Origin of the sequence: Actinomadura sp. NEAU-AAG7, from assembly GCF_018603865.1 — a bacterium.
Classification (GTDB): domain Bacteria; phylum Actinomycetota; class Actinomycetes; order Streptosporangiales; family Streptosporangiaceae; genus Spirillospora; species Spirillospora litoris.
On sequence record NZ_JAHFZY010000001.1, the window covers coordinates 1133851 to 1150968 of the forward strand.

Annotated in this window: 12 protein-coding genes; 8 read left to right on the top strand and 4 right to left on the bottom strand. The window is 71.0% G+C overall.

What is annotated here, in order from left to right; translation table 11 throughout:
- Positions 1–54: 54 nt before the first annotated feature.
- Positions 55–1608 (top strand): CBS domain-containing protein, encoded by a 1554-nt coding sequence (locus KLI87_RS05285; protein WP_214616030.1) that lies wholly within the window; start codon positions 55–57, stop codon positions 1606–1608.
- A gap of 412 nt (positions 1609–2020) precedes the next feature.
- Here KLI87_RS05285 and KLI87_RS05290 read toward each other — a convergent pair whose 3' ends face one another.
- Entirely contained in the window at positions 2021–2704 is a 684-nt protein-coding gene (locus KLI87_RS05290; RefSeq protein WP_214616031.1) for a phosphonatase-like hydrolase, read from the bottom strand.
- Positions 2701–3462, bottom strand: a complete 762-nt coding sequence (locus KLI87_RS05295; protein WP_214616032.1) for a GntR family transcriptional regulator — start codon at positions 3460–3462, stop codon at positions 2701–2703. The genes KLI87_RS05290 and KLI87_RS05295 overlap by 4 nt, the downstream gene beginning before the upstream one ends.
- Before the next feature lie 145 nt (positions 3463–3607).
- On the opposite strand from KLI87_RS05295, the gene KLI87_RS05300 reads away from it, so the two are divergent.
- Genes KLI87_RS05300 through KLI87_RS05320 form a run of 5 tightly spaced genes read left to right on the top strand, consistent with a single transcriptional unit; the run spans position 3608 to position 9169 of the window.
- Entirely contained in the window at positions 3608–4750 is a 1143-nt protein-coding gene (locus KLI87_RS05300) for a TIGR03364 family FAD-dependent oxidoreductase (RefSeq protein WP_214616033.1), read from the top strand.
- A gap of 38 nt (positions 4751–4788) precedes the next feature.
- Positions 4789–5712, top strand: a complete 924-nt coding sequence (locus KLI87_RS05305) for a phosphate/phosphite/phosphonate ABC transporter substrate-binding protein (RefSeq protein ID WP_156214586.1) — start codon at positions 4789–4791, stop codon at positions 5710–5712.
- A 4-nt stretch (positions 5713–5716) separates the two neighbouring features.
- Complete coding sequence (locus KLI87_RS05310) at positions 5717–6490, top strand: phosphonate ABC transporter ATP-binding protein (RefSeq protein ID WP_214616034.1); 774 nt, start codon at positions 5717–5719, stop codon at positions 6488–6490.
- Between the two features lie 50 nt (positions 6491–6540).
- Positions 6541–7416 (top strand): phosphonate ABC transporter, permease protein PhnE, encoded by an 876-nt coding sequence (gene phnE, locus KLI87_RS05315; RefSeq protein WP_214616035.1) that lies wholly within the window; start codon positions 6541–6543, stop codon positions 7414–7416.
- A gap of 34 nt (positions 7417–7450) precedes the next feature.
- Positions 7451–9169: a chitobiase/beta-hexosaminidase C-terminal domain-containing protein gene (locus tag KLI87_RS05320; RefSeq protein WP_214616036.1), complete on the top strand. Its 1719-nt coding sequence runs from the start codon at positions 7451–7453 to the stop codon at positions 9167–9169.
- Positions 9170–9216: 47 nt separating this feature from the next.
- Here the strand turns inward: KLI87_RS05320 and KLI87_RS05325 are convergent, their stop codons facing one another.
- Positions 9217–9999, bottom strand: coding sequence for a poly-gamma-glutamate hydrolase family protein (locus KLI87_RS05325; protein WP_214616037.1), 783 nt, complete (start codon positions 9997–9999; stop codon positions 9217–9219).
- 94 nt (positions 10000–10093) lie between these two features.
- Between KLI87_RS05325 and KLI87_RS05330 the strand changes: the two genes are divergently transcribed.
- On the top strand, positions 10094–10651 hold the full coding sequence (locus KLI87_RS05330) for a restriction endonuclease (RefSeq protein ID WP_156214583.1): 558 nt from the start codon (positions 10094–10096) through the stop codon (positions 10649–10651).
- Between the two features lies 1 nt (position 10652).
- Here the strand turns inward: KLI87_RS05330 and KLI87_RS41420 are convergent, their stop codons facing one another.
- Complete coding sequence (locus tag KLI87_RS41420) at positions 10653–15950, bottom strand: CHAT domain-containing protein (protein ID WP_214616038.1); 5298 nt, start codon at positions 15948–15950, stop codon at positions 10653–10655.
- A gap of 418 nt (positions 15951–16368) precedes the next feature.
- Here KLI87_RS41420 and KLI87_RS05340 point away from each other — a divergent pair, with 418 nt between their 5' ends.
- Positions 16369–17061, top strand: a complete 693-nt coding sequence (locus KLI87_RS05340; RefSeq protein WP_214616039.1) for a VWA domain-containing protein — start codon at positions 16369–16371, stop codon at positions 17059–17061.
- Positions 17062–17118 lie beyond the last annotated feature (57 nt).

A 17118-nucleotide genomic window follows, 5' to 3' on the forward strand; every position in this document is an offset into this window, starting at 1 on the left:
AGTGATGCTCATCTGGGAGAGTAGGTGCTTTGGCGGCGTTGGAGTGAGGGCGACATGGGAGAGCGGTACCCTGACGGCGAACCGCGAGCGTGGCTGATCCGCGGTGGGAGGGACGGAGAGCGGGAACCGCGCGCTCTCCAAGAGGGGCTCGCCATCGTCGGATGGAACGAGCTGGGCGATCTCAGTGCGCTCCGGACCTGGGCTGATCTGACCAGCGAACTACAGCGTGTCTACCCCGACGCTACACGCAACGTCATCGGGAACTGGACGGGGCAGCTCTGGAAGTTCTCCAAGGAGATCACCGAAGGCGATCTTCTGGTGATGCCGCTGAGGTCACCCTTCGGCTTTTTCGCGGTCGGCCGAGTCACAGGCCCCTACGAGTATCGAAGCGCCGAGCCGCCGGGTTTCCGGCAGATTCGCAGGGTCAAATGGCTTCGCTCGGATATATCTGGAGAGGCGATCAGAGCCGATCTCCGCGCCAGTCTGGGGTCCCTGCTCACCGTTTGCCGACTCGCGCGCAACGACGCCGCCCGGCGCATCGCCGTGCTCGCCGCCGGTGGCACCGACCCCGGAATGGGCGACGAGGAGGAGGTGACGAGCTCTGAGAAGCTTCTTGAGGACGCCGCGTCCCGGGACTCTGACAACCTTCGGACGCTGACGATCCGGAGCCTCCTTGAACACTGGGGTTGGGAGCGCAGGACCAGCGCGGTCATCGACGTGATCAAGGCGGATCTCGCGGCCAAGGGGCTGACGACGCGCCCACCCTTCACCGAGGGCTCCGTCAGCGACGAGGTCGTCCTGGTCCCCATCGCCTCCGAGCCCGGCTCGGGTGGGGAAGCCGCCGAAGAGACTCCGGGTGAGGAGAACACGGAGGATGTCACCGAGCTCCAGCCGATGACCTTGCGGCTGGGAAGCCTGCCGGCGCCGCTGGTGTCGGTTGCCAGCACCGCCACACTCACCTATGCCAAGACCGTGATGCTGACGCGGAGGTTCTCGCAACTCGCCGTCGTCGACGACGACGGGACCTTTCATGGTGCGGTGAGCTGGGAGTCGATCGGAAAGGCGCACATCGCGTCCCACGACCCGACGCTGAAGGACGCGATCGTCCCCGCCCTGGTGGTCGATCACGACGCGCTGCTCCTCGAGCAGATCAGACCCATCTACGATCAGGGCTTCATCTTCGTCCGGAACGCCGACCGGATGAACGTCACGGGGATCATCACAGCCTCGGATCTCACCGGGCAGTTCGGCACCCTCGCACGCCCCTTCGTCCTCATCGAAGAGGCCGAGAACCGGCTCCGGCGGGCCGTGGACAAAATCTTCACCGTGGACGATCTCAAGGAGGCCGTCCCTCAGCACCAGAGGTCGCGCGTCCACCAGGCCGCGGATCTGACCTTCGGCAACTACTGCCACCTGCTGCGCGATCCACGGCGCTGGTCCGCACTCGGGTGGCACATCGACCATGTTCTCTTCCTGGATCGTCTGGAGGAGGTGCGCCGGGTCCGCAACGAGCTCATGCACTTCACGACGGACGAACTCTCCGGCGAGAAGTACGACCAGCTGAACGCTCTTCTAAATCTCCTCCGCACGGTCGACCCCCGCCCGTGAGGCATGTGGAGAGATGAGTCTCGACGCTCTTCTCGACTCGCCGATCGCTTGGTGAAAAACGGCCTTCGCTGAGGTGTAGCGCCCCTGACCCGCTTTCCGTTCTTGTGCTCGCGGACGTCAGCGGCAGCATGGCCGTGGACGGCAAGTCGTCGAGCCGCATGGTGAGGGCGCTGCGCAATGCGATCGACGGCCTCATCAAGCTCTCGAACCCGGCGCGGGTGACCTGTCGGGCTTGCGGAACCGAACCGACGCGGCGCGGCGCGGAGGAAAGGCGACAACCGTGCGGAGCTGAGGCACCTCACGCTGGTCTGCTCAGCGCGATCTGCTCGGTGAGGAACTGACCACCTGCCTCGTGTGCCACCTGCTGGCGGTGAGGCTTTCGCCCTCCTTCCGGGCCTGCCGGGCGGCGGGTTTAGAGGAGGGTGGGGAGGTCGGCGGCGGAGTTCAGGAGGTGGGTGTGGTGGTGGCGGCCGAGTTCGGTGGCCGGGGTCGCGCCGGTGAGGACGCCGATCACGTAGCGGGCGCCGGCGTTGTGTCCGGCGGCCAGGTCGTTGGGGGTGTCGCCGGCGACCAGGATCCGGTCCACGCCGGTGACGCCCGCCGCCTCCATCGCGTGGAAGACCAGGTAGGGGGCGGGACGGCTCGCGGCGACCTCGTCGCTGGTGACCAGGCCGTCGACGGTGCCGCCGACGGTCCAGCCCATCGCGTCCAGGATCGATTGCGCGATCTCGCGTGCGTAGCCGGTCTGGAGGACGACCTTCACACCGGCGGCGCGCAGCGCGGCGACGGCCTCGGTGACCCCGGGGATCGGGGTCGGTGGAGTGGCGGCGTAGGACTTGGCCAGCCGGGCGGTGAAGTCGCCGTACACGGCGTCGACGTCGGCGTCCGGCGCGGTTCCGGTCAGCTCGGTGAGCAGCCCGGCGGCGGCCTCCCGCTTGCTCGTCCCGGTCCAGCGGTGCAGCGTCTCCGCCGGGACCGGGCGGCCGACGTGGGCGGCGACGGCCTCGTCGAGCGCCGCGTAGACGGCGCCGCCCTCCTGGACGGTGGTGCCGGCCATGTCCAGCGCGGCGAGTTCGAACGGCGGATCTGCGGTCACGGGGTCGCTCCTGAGGTGGGCATGGTGCGCGCGAAGGCGAGGCGGTGGGCGCGTGCGTTGGCGATGGTGAACGTCGCGCGGTCGGGACGGTAGCGGTCGTCGGCGTACTCGACCGGACGGCCGTCGGCGGTGCCCGCGGTGCGCCGCTCGCGCAGCAGCGGGCTGCCGTCGGGGACCTCCAGCAGGGCGGCGTCCTCGTCGGTGGCGGCGACGGCGTCGATGGTGTGGGTGGCGGCGGCCATCTCCACGCCCTGGGCGAGCAGGCCCGCGTAGATCGAGCCCGCGTCCGGGTCGAAGTCGAACAGCAGCCGCCCGACGTCCAGCACGAACGTGCTGCGCTCCAGCATCACCGGCTCGCCGTCGAGCAGCCGCAGCCGCTGGACGTCGACGACCGGCTCGCCCGGTTTCAGACCGAGTTCCGCGGCGGCGACCGCGTCCGCTCCGCGCCGGGCCAGCTCGATCGTCCGCTGGCCGGGCCGGTGCCCGGACTGCTCGACCCACGCGCTGTAGGACAGGAACGTCTCGAACGGCTGGCCCATCGGACGGTGCCGGACGACCGGCGGGCGCCCCTGGCCGCCCTCGATGAGGCCCTCGTTGCGCAACGCGGACAGCGCCTGCCGGACGGTGCCCCGGGAGAGCCCGAACTCCTCGACGAGCCGGGCCTCCGACGGCAGCGTCTCACCGACGGTGAGGGCGCCGCTGACGATCCGCTCCCGCAGCGCGTCGGCCAGCTTGGCATGCAGTGACTCCGACGACATGGCTTGACCATACAAGAGCTGATCACCGCGCTGTCAATGCCGGGTTCTTTCCGCAAAGTGCCAGGTGAACGGCCGCTTAACTTGTTTGTACAGGTATCGGACGAGCATTGACGGCATACCGGTCGGACCCCCAATCTCGGGAGCCATGAGCAACCATCGCGCACCGTCGGCGCTGCCCAGCGAACCCGTTGACCTGCTCGTGGTCGGCGCGGGCGTCGTCGGGCTCGCGCACGCCGTCGAAGCGCACCTGCGCGGGCTCTCGGTCGCGGTGGTCGACCGCGACGCCTTCGCGGCCGGGGCGTCCGTCCGCAACTTCGGCCACGTCTGCGTGACGGCCCAGAACGGGCGGGCGCTCGAATACGCGCTGGCCGCACGGGAGCGCTGGCTCTGGCTCGCGGGCAAGGCCGGATTCGCCCTCAACCAGGCCGGCACCCTCGTGGTCGCCCGGCGGCCGGAGGAGATGGCCGTCCTGGAGGACCTCGCGGGAGAGCGCGGCCCCGAGCAGGTCCGGCTGCTGGACGGGGCGGGCGTCCGCCGGCACCTGCCGGTGGACGGGGCCGCGCCGCTGGGCGGCGCCCACCTCCCCCTGGACCTGCGGCTGAACTCGCCCACGGTGATCCCCGCCGTGGCGGAGTGGCTGGCCGCGCAGGGCGTCCCGATCGCCTGGCGCACCAGCGTGCTGTCGGCCGAGCCCGGCCTGGTCCGCACCTCCCGCGGCGAGGTGCGGGCCGCGCGCACGGTGCTCGCGGTCGGCCACGACGTCGACCGGCTCTACCCGGACGTCGCCGACGCCGCCGGGATCACCCGCTGCAAGCTCCAGATGCTGGAGGTCGAGGCGCCGGGCGGTGTCCGGATCGATCCCGGTGTGCTGACCGGCCTGTCGATGCTGCGCTACGGCGGCTTCACCGCGCAGCCGTCGGCCGCCGCGTTGCGGGAGGCGGTCGCGGCCCGGGCGCCGGAGCTGCTGGACGCCGGGGTGAACCTGATGCTCGTCCAACGTCCCGGCGGCGCGATCGTGCTCGGCGACACCCACCACTACGCCCTCACCCACGGCCCGTTCGACGACGAGGAACTGGCCCGGCTGCTGCTGCGCGAAGGCGCTGACCTGTTCGGAGTCCCGTCGCTGCGCGTCCTGCGCCGCTGGCGGGGCGAGTACGCCTCGTCGGCGCGGGCCGACGTGCTCGACACGGAGGTGGCGGACGGCGTCCGCGCCGTCTCGGTCACCTCCGGCATCGGCATGACCATCGCCCACGGTCTGGCCCAGGCCGTCCTCGACTCCTTCGCCTGACCGCACCCCTCCCCGAACAGAACATGAAAGGTCTTCCCATGCGCCGATTCCGGCTCTCCATAGCAATGGCCGCCCTCGTGCCCGCGGCCGCCCTCGCCCTGACCGGCTGCGGCGACGACGCGTCCGGTTCGGACGCCAAGGGGTCCTCGACGGGCTCCTGCCCCGGCGGCAAGGTGCGGTTCGGCGTCGAGCCGTTCGAGGACGCCGCCAAGCTCACCCCCGCCTACAAGACCCTCGGCAAGGCGCTGGAGACCAAGCTCGGCTGCCCGGTCGAGGTGCAGATCGTGCAGGGCTACTCCGCCGAGGTCCTCGCGCTGCAGAACGGCAAGCTGGAGATCGCCCAGTTCGGCCCGCTCGGCTTCGTGTTCGCCTCGCAGCGCACCGGCGCGCAGGCCGTGGCGTCCTTCGGCAACCCCGACCGCACGGTGTCGAGCTACAAGGCCGGGATCTGGGTCAAGAAGGACAGCCCGATCAAGACCGTCGCCGACCTCAAGGGACGCACGCTGGCCCTGTCGGACGCCGGCTCGACGTCGGGCGACGCGCTGCCCCGCTTCGCCATCAAGAAGGCGGGACTGGCGGAGTCCGACGTGAAGCGCCAGTACGCGGGCGGCCACCCGCAGGCGCTGCTCGCGCTGACCTACGGCAAGGTCGACGCCGCCGAGATCAACACCCAGCAGCAGGCCACCTCGACCGAGGAGAAGCAGTTCGACGCGTCCAAGTACCGGCAGATCTGGGCCTCCGACCCGATCCCCAACGACCCGATCGCCGTCCGCAAGGACCTCGACCCGGCGTTCCGCGCCAAGCTGGTGTCCGCGCTCACCTCGCTCACCCCGCAGGACGTCGCGAAGGTGGGCTCCTACCTCGACGTCGAGCCCGGCCCGCTCGTCCCGGTCGCCAAGCAGACCTACCAGCCCCTGTTCGACCTGGCCAAGACCCTCGGCCTGACCGAGAAGGACGTCTAGGACGGTGACGACGGCGACCGCGACCGACGCGCTCACCGTGCGCGGCCTGTGCAAGTCCTTCGGCGGCCGCGCGGTGCTCTCCGGCTTCGACCTGGACGTGGCCCCGGGAGAGGTGGTGGCCCTGCTGGGCGCCAACGGATCGGGCAAGTCGACGGCCCTGAAATGCACCGTCGGCCTCGTCCGCCCCGACCGGGGGCGGGTCGGCGTCTTCGGCACCGACCTGCTCGACGGCTCCCGGACGGCGGACCGCGCCCGCACCCGCGTCGCCATGGTCTTCCAGCAGATCCACCTGGTGCGGCGGCGCTCCGCCCTGGACAACGTCTGCGCCGGTGCGCTCGGACGGCTCCCGCTCCACCGGTCCTGGACGCCCCTCGCCTTCCCGCGCGAACTGCGCGAGGAGGCGATGGCCTGCCTGGACCGGGTCGGCCTCGCCGACCGGGCGCACGAACGGGTCGCCGCGCTGTCCGGCGGCCAGCAGCAGCGGGTCGCGCTGGCCCGCGCGCTCTGCCAGCGGGCCGAGGTGCTGCTGGCCGACGAGCCGGTCTCCGCGCTGGACCCCTCGGCCGCCGAACGGGTCATGAGCGTCATGGCCGATCTCGCCCGCGCGGAGTCGATCGCGGTCGCGGCGGTGCTGCACCAGCCGGAGCTCGCCCGCCGCCACGCCGACCGGCTGGTCGGGCTGCGCGGCGGCCGCATCGCCTTCGCCGGCGCCGCCGACGAGGTCACCCAGGAGCAGATGTCCTCCCTGTACGTCGTGGACAAGGGGGTCCACTCATGAGCGAAGCGAACCGGGGGGTGCGGGAGGCCGTCCCCCCGCAGGAGGCACACATGAGCGAAGCGAACCTGGGGGCCCCTCCGCAGGCGGCGCGCATGAGTGCCCTCGTCGACGAGCGGACCCCCGAACGGATGCCGGTGCCGCGCAAGCGGCGCGGCCCCCGCGCCATCGGCATGGCCGCCGGCATCACCGCCGTTCTCGTGGCACTGCACGTCGCCGCCTGGCGCGGCGCCGAGATGGACCTCGGAATGCTCGCCGAGGGCTGGCACGGCATGGTCCGCTTCGTCTCCGAGGCGATCCCGCCGGACCTCGCCTGGGACCCGGTCGTCAAGGACGGCCTGGACGCCTGCCTGGTGACGCTGTGGATCGGGCTCCTCGGCACCACGCTGTCGATCCCGTTCACGATCGTCCTGTGCGTGCTCGGGACGCGCGCCACCAACGGCAACGCGGCCGTCTACCAGGTCGCCCGCGGAATCATGTCGTTCCTGCGCGCCGTACCGGACGTCGTGTTCGCCCTCGTCTTCGTGACCGCCGTCGGCCTCGGTCCGTTCGCCGGGGTGCTCGCGCTGATCTGCAACAACACAGGCGTCATGGGCAAGCTGTGGTCGGAGGCGATGGAGGAGGTCGACGACGGCCCGGCGCAGGCGCTGCGCATCGCGGGCGCCGGCCGCACGCAGCTCATCGCGCACGCGGTGCTCCCGGCATGCCTACCGCAGCTCGTCGGCCTGGTGCTGTACCGGCTGGACGTGAACGTGCGGTCGTCACTGGTCCTCGGGCTCGTGGGCGCCGGCGGCATCGGCTTCCTCATCAACCAGTCGATCCAGGAGTTCCGGTTCGACCAGATGCTCACCTACATCCTGATGGTCCTGGTGCTGGTCGTCATCGTGGACCTGCTCAGCTCCTTCGTCCGACGCAGACTCGCCCCTTGACCGTCCACTTCAGGTAGGCGTTTTCAAGGGCGAAATGCGCTGCTTGGTACCCAAAATTCAATTCGCGCACGAAACAAATCTCACAGTGCCCACAGCACGCCAAGATCGGAGCCTCCACATGCACCAGGTAGCCACCCACCGCCGAAAATCAGCTTCGTGGCGCCGCCTTGCGGCGGCCTCGGTCGGCGTCGGTCTGGGTCTTTTCCCACTGGCACACGGCGCCACGGCCGACGAGACGCCGCAGGCCCCGAAGTTCAGCGTCGCCGGCGGCCGCTACGAGCACACGGTTGCCGTCGAACTCAAGGCCGAGCGGGGTGAGACGATCCGCTACACCACCGACGGCAGCATTCCCCAGAAGAGCAGCCGCGCCTACGGCGGCAGGCCGATCCGTATCTCCAAAGATACGAACCTGACGGCACGCGCCTTCAAGGGCAACAAGGTCGGCGCCTTCAAATCCGCGGGCTATCTCATCCGCAAGGGCGAGCAGCCGATCGCCCGCATGATGATCCTCTCGGACGTCCACGTCGGCGACTACGGGGCCGACCGCGACCGCTGGACCTCCTACTTCGACACCATCGGCGGGGTCCTGGGCAAGCCGGACGCCATCCTCTCCAACGGCGACATGATCAACGACAACGGGGACGGGCGCGGCAAGGACCACCAGATGGTCGCCCGCATCTTCAAGGAGAACCTCCAACGCAAGGGCATGAACGCCACCAAGGTGCTCATGGCGTACGGAAACCATGACGCGAGCCTGGCGGACGTCCGCGCGGGCTACCCCAAGGAGTGGTTCCCGGATTCCGGTGACGGCTACTACCGCACCGAGGTCAAGGGGATCCCGGTGGTCACGGTCAACACCGAGAACTACTCCGCCGCCCAGGGGGCCTGGCTGCGTACGCAACTAGCCCAGATCTCCGCGAACCCCGCCTACCGGGACCTGCCGATCATCGTCGGCGGCCACAAGCCGGTTCCGGGAACCGTGCTGGACGGCCAGCAGACCGCGAACCCGGCGCTGGCCCAGGACATGGCGAGGTTCCCCCGCGCCGTCTACTTCTCAGGCCACTCGCACCTGAACCTGAACGACCCGCGTGCGATCCACCAGAAGAACTTCACCGCGGTGAACGACTCCAGTTCGTCGTACATCGAATTCGACCACGGGTACCAGATGCTCGACGCGGAAGGGAAACTGGCCGGCCGCTTCGAGACTCCCACCGCCCAGGGCCTGGCCGTGGAAATCTACCGGGGCCGCACCGTCATCAACCGGATCAACCTCAACGCCGACCTCCACGACATCTACACCGGCGGGAAATGGTCGGCGAACTGGAAGCCGCCGTACCAGAGCGACGGAACACTGGCCGGAGAGCCCTGGGAGATCAAGACCGCCGGCGGCGACGCCAAGGTCGTGCGGAACTTCACCTACACCGACGCCAACCGCAACCGCAGGGCTCCGCGCTGGACGTCATCGCACCCGCTGTCGGCCCAGACCGGCGAGGACGGCCGACTGGCACTGCGCATCGAGCAGGCCAAGGACGATGAGTTGGTGTACCACTACAAGGTCCGCGTCACCCGCGCCGACAACGGCACCGAGGTGCTCACCACGAAGGTCGCCAACCGCTTCGACGTGGTGCCCGCCGCCGACTCCATGGACATCCCTGTCCCGGCCGAGCGCGACGGCGTGAAATACCGCGCGGAAGTCATAGCGGTCGACGCACAGGGTAACCAGTCCCAGGTCGCCGTGAAGGTGCTGAAGTAGCACCTGCCTACAGCGCCCCGTTACCGGACATGACCGGTAACGGGGCATCACGGCGTCCGACTCGGCGGTCCGTGCCCATCGGCCCTATGGATTCCTTGGCAATCTCCGCTGGAGAGGGCCTGGTCGACCGCCTTGATGTATTTCTCGAAGGCTGCGGTGCGGTGGGTCGGGTCTTCGATCCAGGCGCGGTCGAGTCGGCCGTCGGTGAAGAACGCCTTGCGTTGGGCGGTGCTCAGTTCCAGTTGCACGCCCTTGTGCCGGCGGTTCCGGTTGGCGATGTTGTGCGGGTCGCTACCGTCGATGTCGCCGGGGACCGTCGGCGCGACCGCGAACCCGGCCTTGCCCAGTCGGCAGGCGACCTGCTCGCGCAGTTGGTCGTCCAGCCCGCCGACGTAGGTCACGGGCGTGCTGCCGTCCGCGCCGTGCCAGGAGACCGTGCGGTCGACCCGCTGCGCCAGCGCGAGTCCCCGCGGCTCGTCGAAACGCGTCGAGGTGATGTGCAGATCCTTGTTCCCGGACGGCTTGACGCCCTCGAACGAGTAGTAGGCGTAGCCGCTGCGGGCCGCGGCGGCACGGTCCGCGAGCTGGGTGGTGCCCGGCTCGATCCCTCCTCCGTGGATCGCGATGTGCGCGACCTTCGGCTCACCGGGCGCGCGGAGGGTACGCCGGTAGTCCTGGCCCTCCTTCTCGTGCTGCGCGAGCTCGGCATAGTTCTGGTACTTGTCGGCCGAAGCATGCGCCACCCCGTTCAGCCCGCACATGGTCACGGCGGCGATCCCGGCAATGGACACGACTTTCCTCATCCCGACCTCCTCGTTGCGGAAGTCCAAGATCCCCCGCATGGAGGCCCGACACCAGTACGGGCAAGGTGCGGTCCCCGTCGCCGGGGCCCGGCGCCATGACCGAGCGCGGTAATGTGCCGTGGTGGTACAGGACGATCGGGTGGTGGGCCGGTATCCGTATCCGGGGATCACGCCGCGTGAATTCGAGGAGTTCGTCGCCGGGGAACTGTTGGGTGCCGCGAGCCCGCAGGTCGACGGGCTGGTCGTGAGCACGCATGAGAAGGTCGCCGGGGTGGACGGGGTCTACGAGTTCGACGCGACCGCGCGGTACCGGTTCGCCGGGCTGGAGTTCCGGGTGGTGGTCGAGGCGAAGTTGCACCGGAACCCGATCAAGCGGGAGTTGGTGCAGGTACTGCGGCAGAAGGTCCAGAGCGTGGGGGCGCACAAAGGGGTGCTGGTGGCGACCTCGGCGTTCCAGGCGGGGGCCGTCGAATTCGCCAGGACCCACGGGATCGCGCTCGTCACCGTCACCGAGGGGCGGTTCGTCTTCACCACCCGGGACATGGGCAGGGCCGCACGGCCCGCCCTCGTGGCCTGCTACCACGGCGGAGCGGGTGTCCGGGGGATGGTGCTGGCCGCCGACGACGAGGACCACCCGGAGTGCGTCGCGGAGTTCCTGTTGGGGCGGCCCGGGGTCTGACTCACGCGCCGATGTGGACGTGGGACGCCCACACCAGCGGGTCGTCGGGATGGCGGTCGCGCAGGGTGCGGGTAGCGGCGTGCACGGCCGTCGCGATGTCTCCGCCCGCGGCGATCGCCGGGTAGACCAGTTCCGCGAAGTCCACGGCGTGCTGGTCGCCGATCGGCCAGAGGGTGCCGATCACGTGCCGGTACCCCGCCAACTGGAACGCCGATGCCAGGTGGATCACCTCGTCCGCCAGCCGCCCGCCGGGGCGGGCCGTCGAGCACGCGGACAGGAACGCCAGGTCGGCGTCCAGGCTCAGGTGTGCGAGGTCCCGCACGGTGAGCGGGTGGTTGTGGTGGTCGGCCAGCAGGAGCAGGCTCTCCGAGGGGTCGGTCAGGTCGCTGTTACCGTGGCACGCGAAGTGCGCTATCCGCGCCTTCGGCAGGGCCGCGATCACGGCGTCGCGGGTCGCCGCGGTCCCGCCGAGCACGTCGACCGCCCCGGGCAGGTGGGTGCGCACCACCGCCGCCTCCCGCTCCGCGCCGGCCAGCGGCACGGCGTGGCCCGGCGTGTCCGGCATCGCCACGACCAGTGCGCGGTCGGCGCGCGGTCGGGCGGGGCCGGCACCGCGCCGTGAGTGCGCCAGCGCCCGGAGGGTGGGCGTGGTCGAGCACACCACCCGGTCCACCACGGTGAGCGACCCCGTTCCGTGGTGGCCCGCCGCGTGCAGCGGCAGCAGCGAGAGCATGCCGGACGGGCACCACCACAACCGTTCGGCGGCACCCAGGTGGTCGAGCACCGGGCCGGCCACCGCGTCCCAGAGCCACTCCAGCGTACGCACCACACGGTCATGCCCGGCGGCCCTGGTCCGGGCCCCCTCGGACTCGGTGTCGTCGACCGCATCGAGGAAGTCCAGCGCCTCCTCCAGGACGACCTGCGGCGTGAGCGCGGGCAGCGGAACGGGCGTCACCTCGCCCGCGGCGGACAGGATCAGCCCGTACGACCCGAAGTCGGACACCACGACGACCACGGCGTGGCCCTCGGCGGGCGCGAGGTCGCGCGCGGTCGGCGGACGCAGGAAGGCGCTGAAACCGGGCAGCGTCCGGATGTCCGCGAGCAGCCGGTCGTAGCGCGCGGCCAGCCCGCGCCGCGTCGCGGCATCGGTGTCGGGCTCCTCCAACGCCGCGCACAGCTCGGTGAACATCGTCGCGAACGCCGGTCGGCGCTCGGCGAGCGCGGTGAGGTCCGTGCGGCTGTCCAGCGTGTGCCCGAGCAGCAGCCCGCGCCCCTGCTCGAACAGCTCGACCGCCCGCGCCGGTGATCCGGCGCGCACACAGCACGCGGCGGCGTCCGCGCCGAGCCCCGCCATACCGTCGATCAACGCCTCGCGGTCGCGCCGGGTCAGGGCCCGGGAGACGGTCAGGCCCACCAGGTCGACCGCCGTCCCGTACGCCTGGGCGGCCTCCGCCCACCGCCCGTCGGACGCCGCCAGCGCGGCCCACTCCGCGGCGGCCGTGGCGCGGACGCGCGGTCCGCCCAGGTCGGTCGACGCCGCCTCCCGGACCGCCGCGACCGCGGCCTCCAGGTCCGTACCGGTCACGGCGTCGCGTCCTTGCAACGCCCGGCTGAGGGAGAGCAGGTGGAGGGGTCGGTCGGGGTGGTCGACCGGGAGTTCCGCCAAGGACTCGCGGGCGAGGTCTATCGCGGTGTCGAGGGTTTCCCTCCGTCCGGTCCGGCCGTGCAGGTCGAGCAGCGTCTGCGTGAGGTTCAGCAGCGCGCCCGCGCGTCGCAGATCGCCGGGAGCCAGGGACTTCAGGGCCTCCCGGGACGCCTCCAGCGCCTCGTCGAGGTCGGCGGGGACGTCGTTGACGCCGAACCGGATTCGGAGCATGGCCGCGAGGTTCGACAGGCGCGGCGGGCGGCTGGTGTGGTCGGGCGGGGTCGCCTCGACCGCCTGCCGGCCGGTGTCGATCGCCGCGTCCAGGTCGGCCCGGTCGCGCCGGGAGTCGAACCGGCTGTAGAACGCGGACGAGAGGTTGGTCAGCATCATCCCGCGCTCGGGGCTCGCCGGGGGGATGGCCGACACGGACCGGCGCAGCGTGTCGACCGCCTCGTCCAGGTCTGCCTGACCGTCGGTGCGGCGGAACCGGGCCAGCAGCGTGCCGCCGAGGTTGCCCAGGTAGACGCCGAGGAGCGGGTCGCCTTTGGACGCGGCCCCGGCGGCGGCCCGTCCGGCCTCGACCGCCTCGTCGACGTGCTCGACGCGGTCGGTGCGCTCGAACAGCAGGCGGAGGAACAGGGAGAGCTTCGACAACTCGGAAGGCGAGGGCTCGGCGTCCGACACCACCGCTTCCCGGGTGTACCGGAGGGCTTCCTCCAAGTCCTCAAGCGCGCCCCCGTTCTCGTACCGGCTGGACAGCGCGTTCGCCAGCGTGGACCCGCGCCCGGCGAGCTCCGGGTCGCCGGGCGGCGTCGCCTCGATCGCCGCCCGCCCCGCCGCGATGGACGCGGTCAGGTCCTCGGACCGTCCGAAGTGGGCGAACCGGTGCTGAAGGAGGCTGCACAGGTCTTCCAGGTGCTCGGCCGGTGACTCGCCCGCGTCGAGCGCGTCCTGCCGCACCCGCACAGCCCGGTCGAGGTCCGCCGGGTCACCGGTGCGGACGAACCGGTTCCACAGCAGGTCGGCCAGTTCCGCCGGATCGGATGTCGCGTCGATCCGTTCACTCAGGCCGGCCTCGTGGTCGAGGAAGTTCGCCAGCGTGCGCCGCGCGGTGTCGAGGTTGGTGGTCATCCCCTCGAATTCGGGGTGGCCGGGCCATCCGTCGACCGCCGCCTGGCATGCCGCGACGGCGTCCTCCAGGTCCTGCTGACTGCCCAGCCGTTCGGCCCGGGTCAACAGGGTGATGCCCAGGTTGGATAGGTATGTCGCTTGCGTCGAAGCGTCCGGCGGGGTCTCCCGGACGGCGGCCCGGCACTCACCGACCGCCTCGTCCAGATCGTCCAGGTCCCCGTCGCGGTCGAACCTCGACATCAGCGCGGTACCGAGGTTCGTGCGCAGAAGCGGCAGTTCGGCGTGCCCGTCCCCGGCGAGGTCGATCGCCCGGCGGAACAGCAGGACGGCCCGGTCCAGGGCGCCCGGATCGGTGTCGACGTCGCCGTACTGGACGCGGCCGAGTCTCCCGAGCGTCGCGGCGCTGTCCGGGTCGGCGGGGGGCTTCTCGTCGAACCTCTCGGCGATCAACGTCGGCACGTGCGCCCGACCGCCCATCCGGTACAGGGGCGCGAGCAGGTCGAGCGCGACCAGCAGCTCCGCACCGCCCTCGGACGTGCCGCGCGCGGCGAACCGCGACCACAGGAGCCACCCGGCCGTCTGTGTGACCTGCACGTCGTCGAGCGGGTCCGGCACCACGCACAGAAGGTCGACCAGCTCGTCGAGCGCTTCGGGGACGAGCACCTCGTCGGCATCGCGGTTGCCATGGAACGCGGTCACACGCTCGCGCAGGGCGGTGATCAGGCTTGATCGCTCGGTCGGGGAGAACCCGGACGCCATCAGACGGTCGAGGGCCGCCGCGAACTCCTGTGCGAGTTCGAGCGCCACAGCGTGCGCGCTCTCACCGAGGCCGCCCGCGAGTCGCACGAGTTCGGCGCGGTGCATGGCGCGCACCCTCGGCGCGGCCCAGCTCACGCTCCGCTCCAGGATCCACAGTTCCATCACGCGGTCGTCCTCGACCACCGCGTCGACCGCTTCCTCGCGGGCGCCGAGGACCTCCTGGACCACCTCCGGCGTGGTCAGCGCCAACGCCCGGGTCAAGGCGGTGCGGGCTTCGGCCAGCAGGGTGTGCTCGCCGGTCGCCTCGAACGCGTTGCGCAGCACGAATCCGAGGTGGGTCAGTCGCCGGGCCGGCTCGACGTCGTCCTCGGCGTCGGCCCCGACCGCCTCCCGGGCGGTGTCGACGGACTCACGTACCACGTGCGGGTCCTGGTTGTGCCACGTCAGCAGGTAGAGCGCGGCGGAGAGCGAATACAGGACGTCGCCGCGCAACGGCTCGTCGTCCAGTTCGGCGAGGACCATCCGGCAGGCCGCGATCCCTTCGCGCAGGATGTCCTCGTCCCCGGTCCGGTCGGCCAGGTCCACGAGCGCGTCGGCGAGGATCGCGGCCTCGCCGAGCCCGGCCTCCTCCTCCTCGTCGGCGGCCGCCACCTCGACGGCGTCGAGCACGGGAGAGGGGTCCTCGGTCCACCGGTAGAGCACGCGCAGCGTGTTCGCGGCGTTCATGAGCCGGGAGTCCAGGGAGGCTTGGGTGTCCGACGTCGCGCGCAGGACCCGCGCGTGCGCGGCCAGCGACTCCTCCAGCAGGGCGGTGTCCTTGGTGCGCAGGAACAGCTCCCTCAGGAAGACGGCCTGGTTGGCGACGGTCAGGAGCAGATCGGGGTCGGCCGCGATCGCGGCCCGGCCGACATCGACCGACTCGCGCAACGCCTCGTCGTCGTTCAGGTACTCGTACCGGGTCTCCAGGGACGCGGACAGGTTCGTCAGCGCGAGCCCGCGCTCCTCGTCGTCCTCGGCGGCCTCGACGGCGGCCCGCGCGGTCGTGATCGACTCATTGATCACCGCCTCGTCCCCGGTGCGGGCGAACTCGCCCCGGAGCGTGTCGCTGAGGTTCACGAGACGGATCGCCTCGCCCTCGGCGGGAGACGACACCACCGTGCCCGACTCGGTGAGGATCCGCGCCACCTCGGTGGCCTCGCGGGCCGCCTCCGGGTCGTCGGTCGCGCGGGCGAGTTCGACAAGGGCCGAGTGCAGGCTCCACAGGTACCGGGCGTTCCTCGACCGGTCGGCGGCGACGGCCGCGCGGTAGACCCGGACGGCCGCCTCCAGCGCCTCCACCTCGCCGCGCTCCTCGTACCACGAGCACAGCGCGTCGCCCTGCTCGACATAGGCATCAGGGTCGTCGTCGTACCCGAACACATGGTCGTCCGGCCCGGCGATCTCCGGCGTGTCGTCGAACGACCGGCGCACATGGTCCGGCAGCAGGTCGGGTGCGACCCGGTACACCTGGCCCAGGTACAGCAGGGCGTTTCTCAGGTCCTCCGTTCCCCGCCGCGCGCGGTGCCGGAGCAGGTGGAACCGCCCGAGCACCGTCAGCGCGACCGCGTCGACGGGCATGTCGGGCGTCGACGCGGGCCCGAAGACACGCAGCAGGAGCAGGTTCGCCTCGTCCAGCGCGTCCTCGGCCAGGACCGGGGCATGGTCACCCGTCCGGTGCGTCTCCTCGACACGCGCGAGGATCGCCTCGACCAACTGGTCCCGCACCCGGACCTCCCGTTCGCCACCACTTCCGGCGGCAACCTACCGAGTATGCGCGCCCCCGTCGTAGGAACTTCGAATTCCTCTACGAAACAAGCTAAAACCGCATATGTAGCCACAGCGGGAGAGGTCGAGCGCCCGGCCGGTGGCACCGGCGGCCCGCAGAGACCAGACCGGCCCAGGCGCGGGGGTCTACGCGGCCTGTGGCGGATACGAGCGCGCCTCCGCGTCGAACCGGGGGACAACGATGTCGCCGGTCTCATGCCGGTCCGACGAATGCGGCGCCAGAACCTCGCATATAGGGCGCTACTTCTCAAAGTTGGCAGTTACCGTTAAGTAATACATTTACTCCTTGACTGGCGGACCGGATGGCGGAATTCTGCAATGTTCCGCGCTGGGCGGGACGGGAGGGGGCACGGATTCCATGCCGAACGACCAGGGCGAGACGCCGTTCGCGTCCGTGCGGCGGCCCCGGCCGCTGCCGGTGCTGGTGCTCGCGGACGTCAGCGGGAGCATGGCCGAGCACGGCAAGATCGAGGCGCTGAACCAGGCGATGGCGAGCATGATCGGCGCCTTCGCGCGGGAGCGGTCGCCGCGGGGCGAGATCACGATCGGCGTGCTCGTGTTCGGCGGCCAGGGCGCGGCGCTGCATCTGCGGCCGGTGCCCGCCGCCTCGGTGACCTGGACGAACATGGACGCGGTGGGCGGTCCGAGCGGCACCCCGATGGGCGCGGTCTTCGAGCTGGCCCGGCGTGTCCTGGACGATGAGGACCTGGTCCCGGCGTCGGCGTACGACCCGACGCTCGTCCTGATCTCCGACGGCAGGCCCACCTCGGAGTGGCGGCCGCAGCTCGACCGCCTGCTGGGCTCGCCGCGCGGCGGGAGGTCCCTGCGGCTCGCGGTGGCGATCGGGCCCGAGGCGGGGTCGGCCGCCTACCAGGTGCTGGAGGCGTTCGTGGCCGACCCGCTCTACCCGGTCGTCCGGGCCGAGGAGGCCGACCGGGTGACGGAGATCTTCCGATATCTCACGCGGAGCATGAGCGTCCGCGTCAACAGTGCCCGGCCCGACGATGTCTCGGTGTTCGACCCCGACGACCTCTCCGACCTGAGCGACTGAAGCGGCCGAGCCGCCTCCGCGGGCCGCCGGGCGGCCCGCCCGTTGATCTGTGGAGTG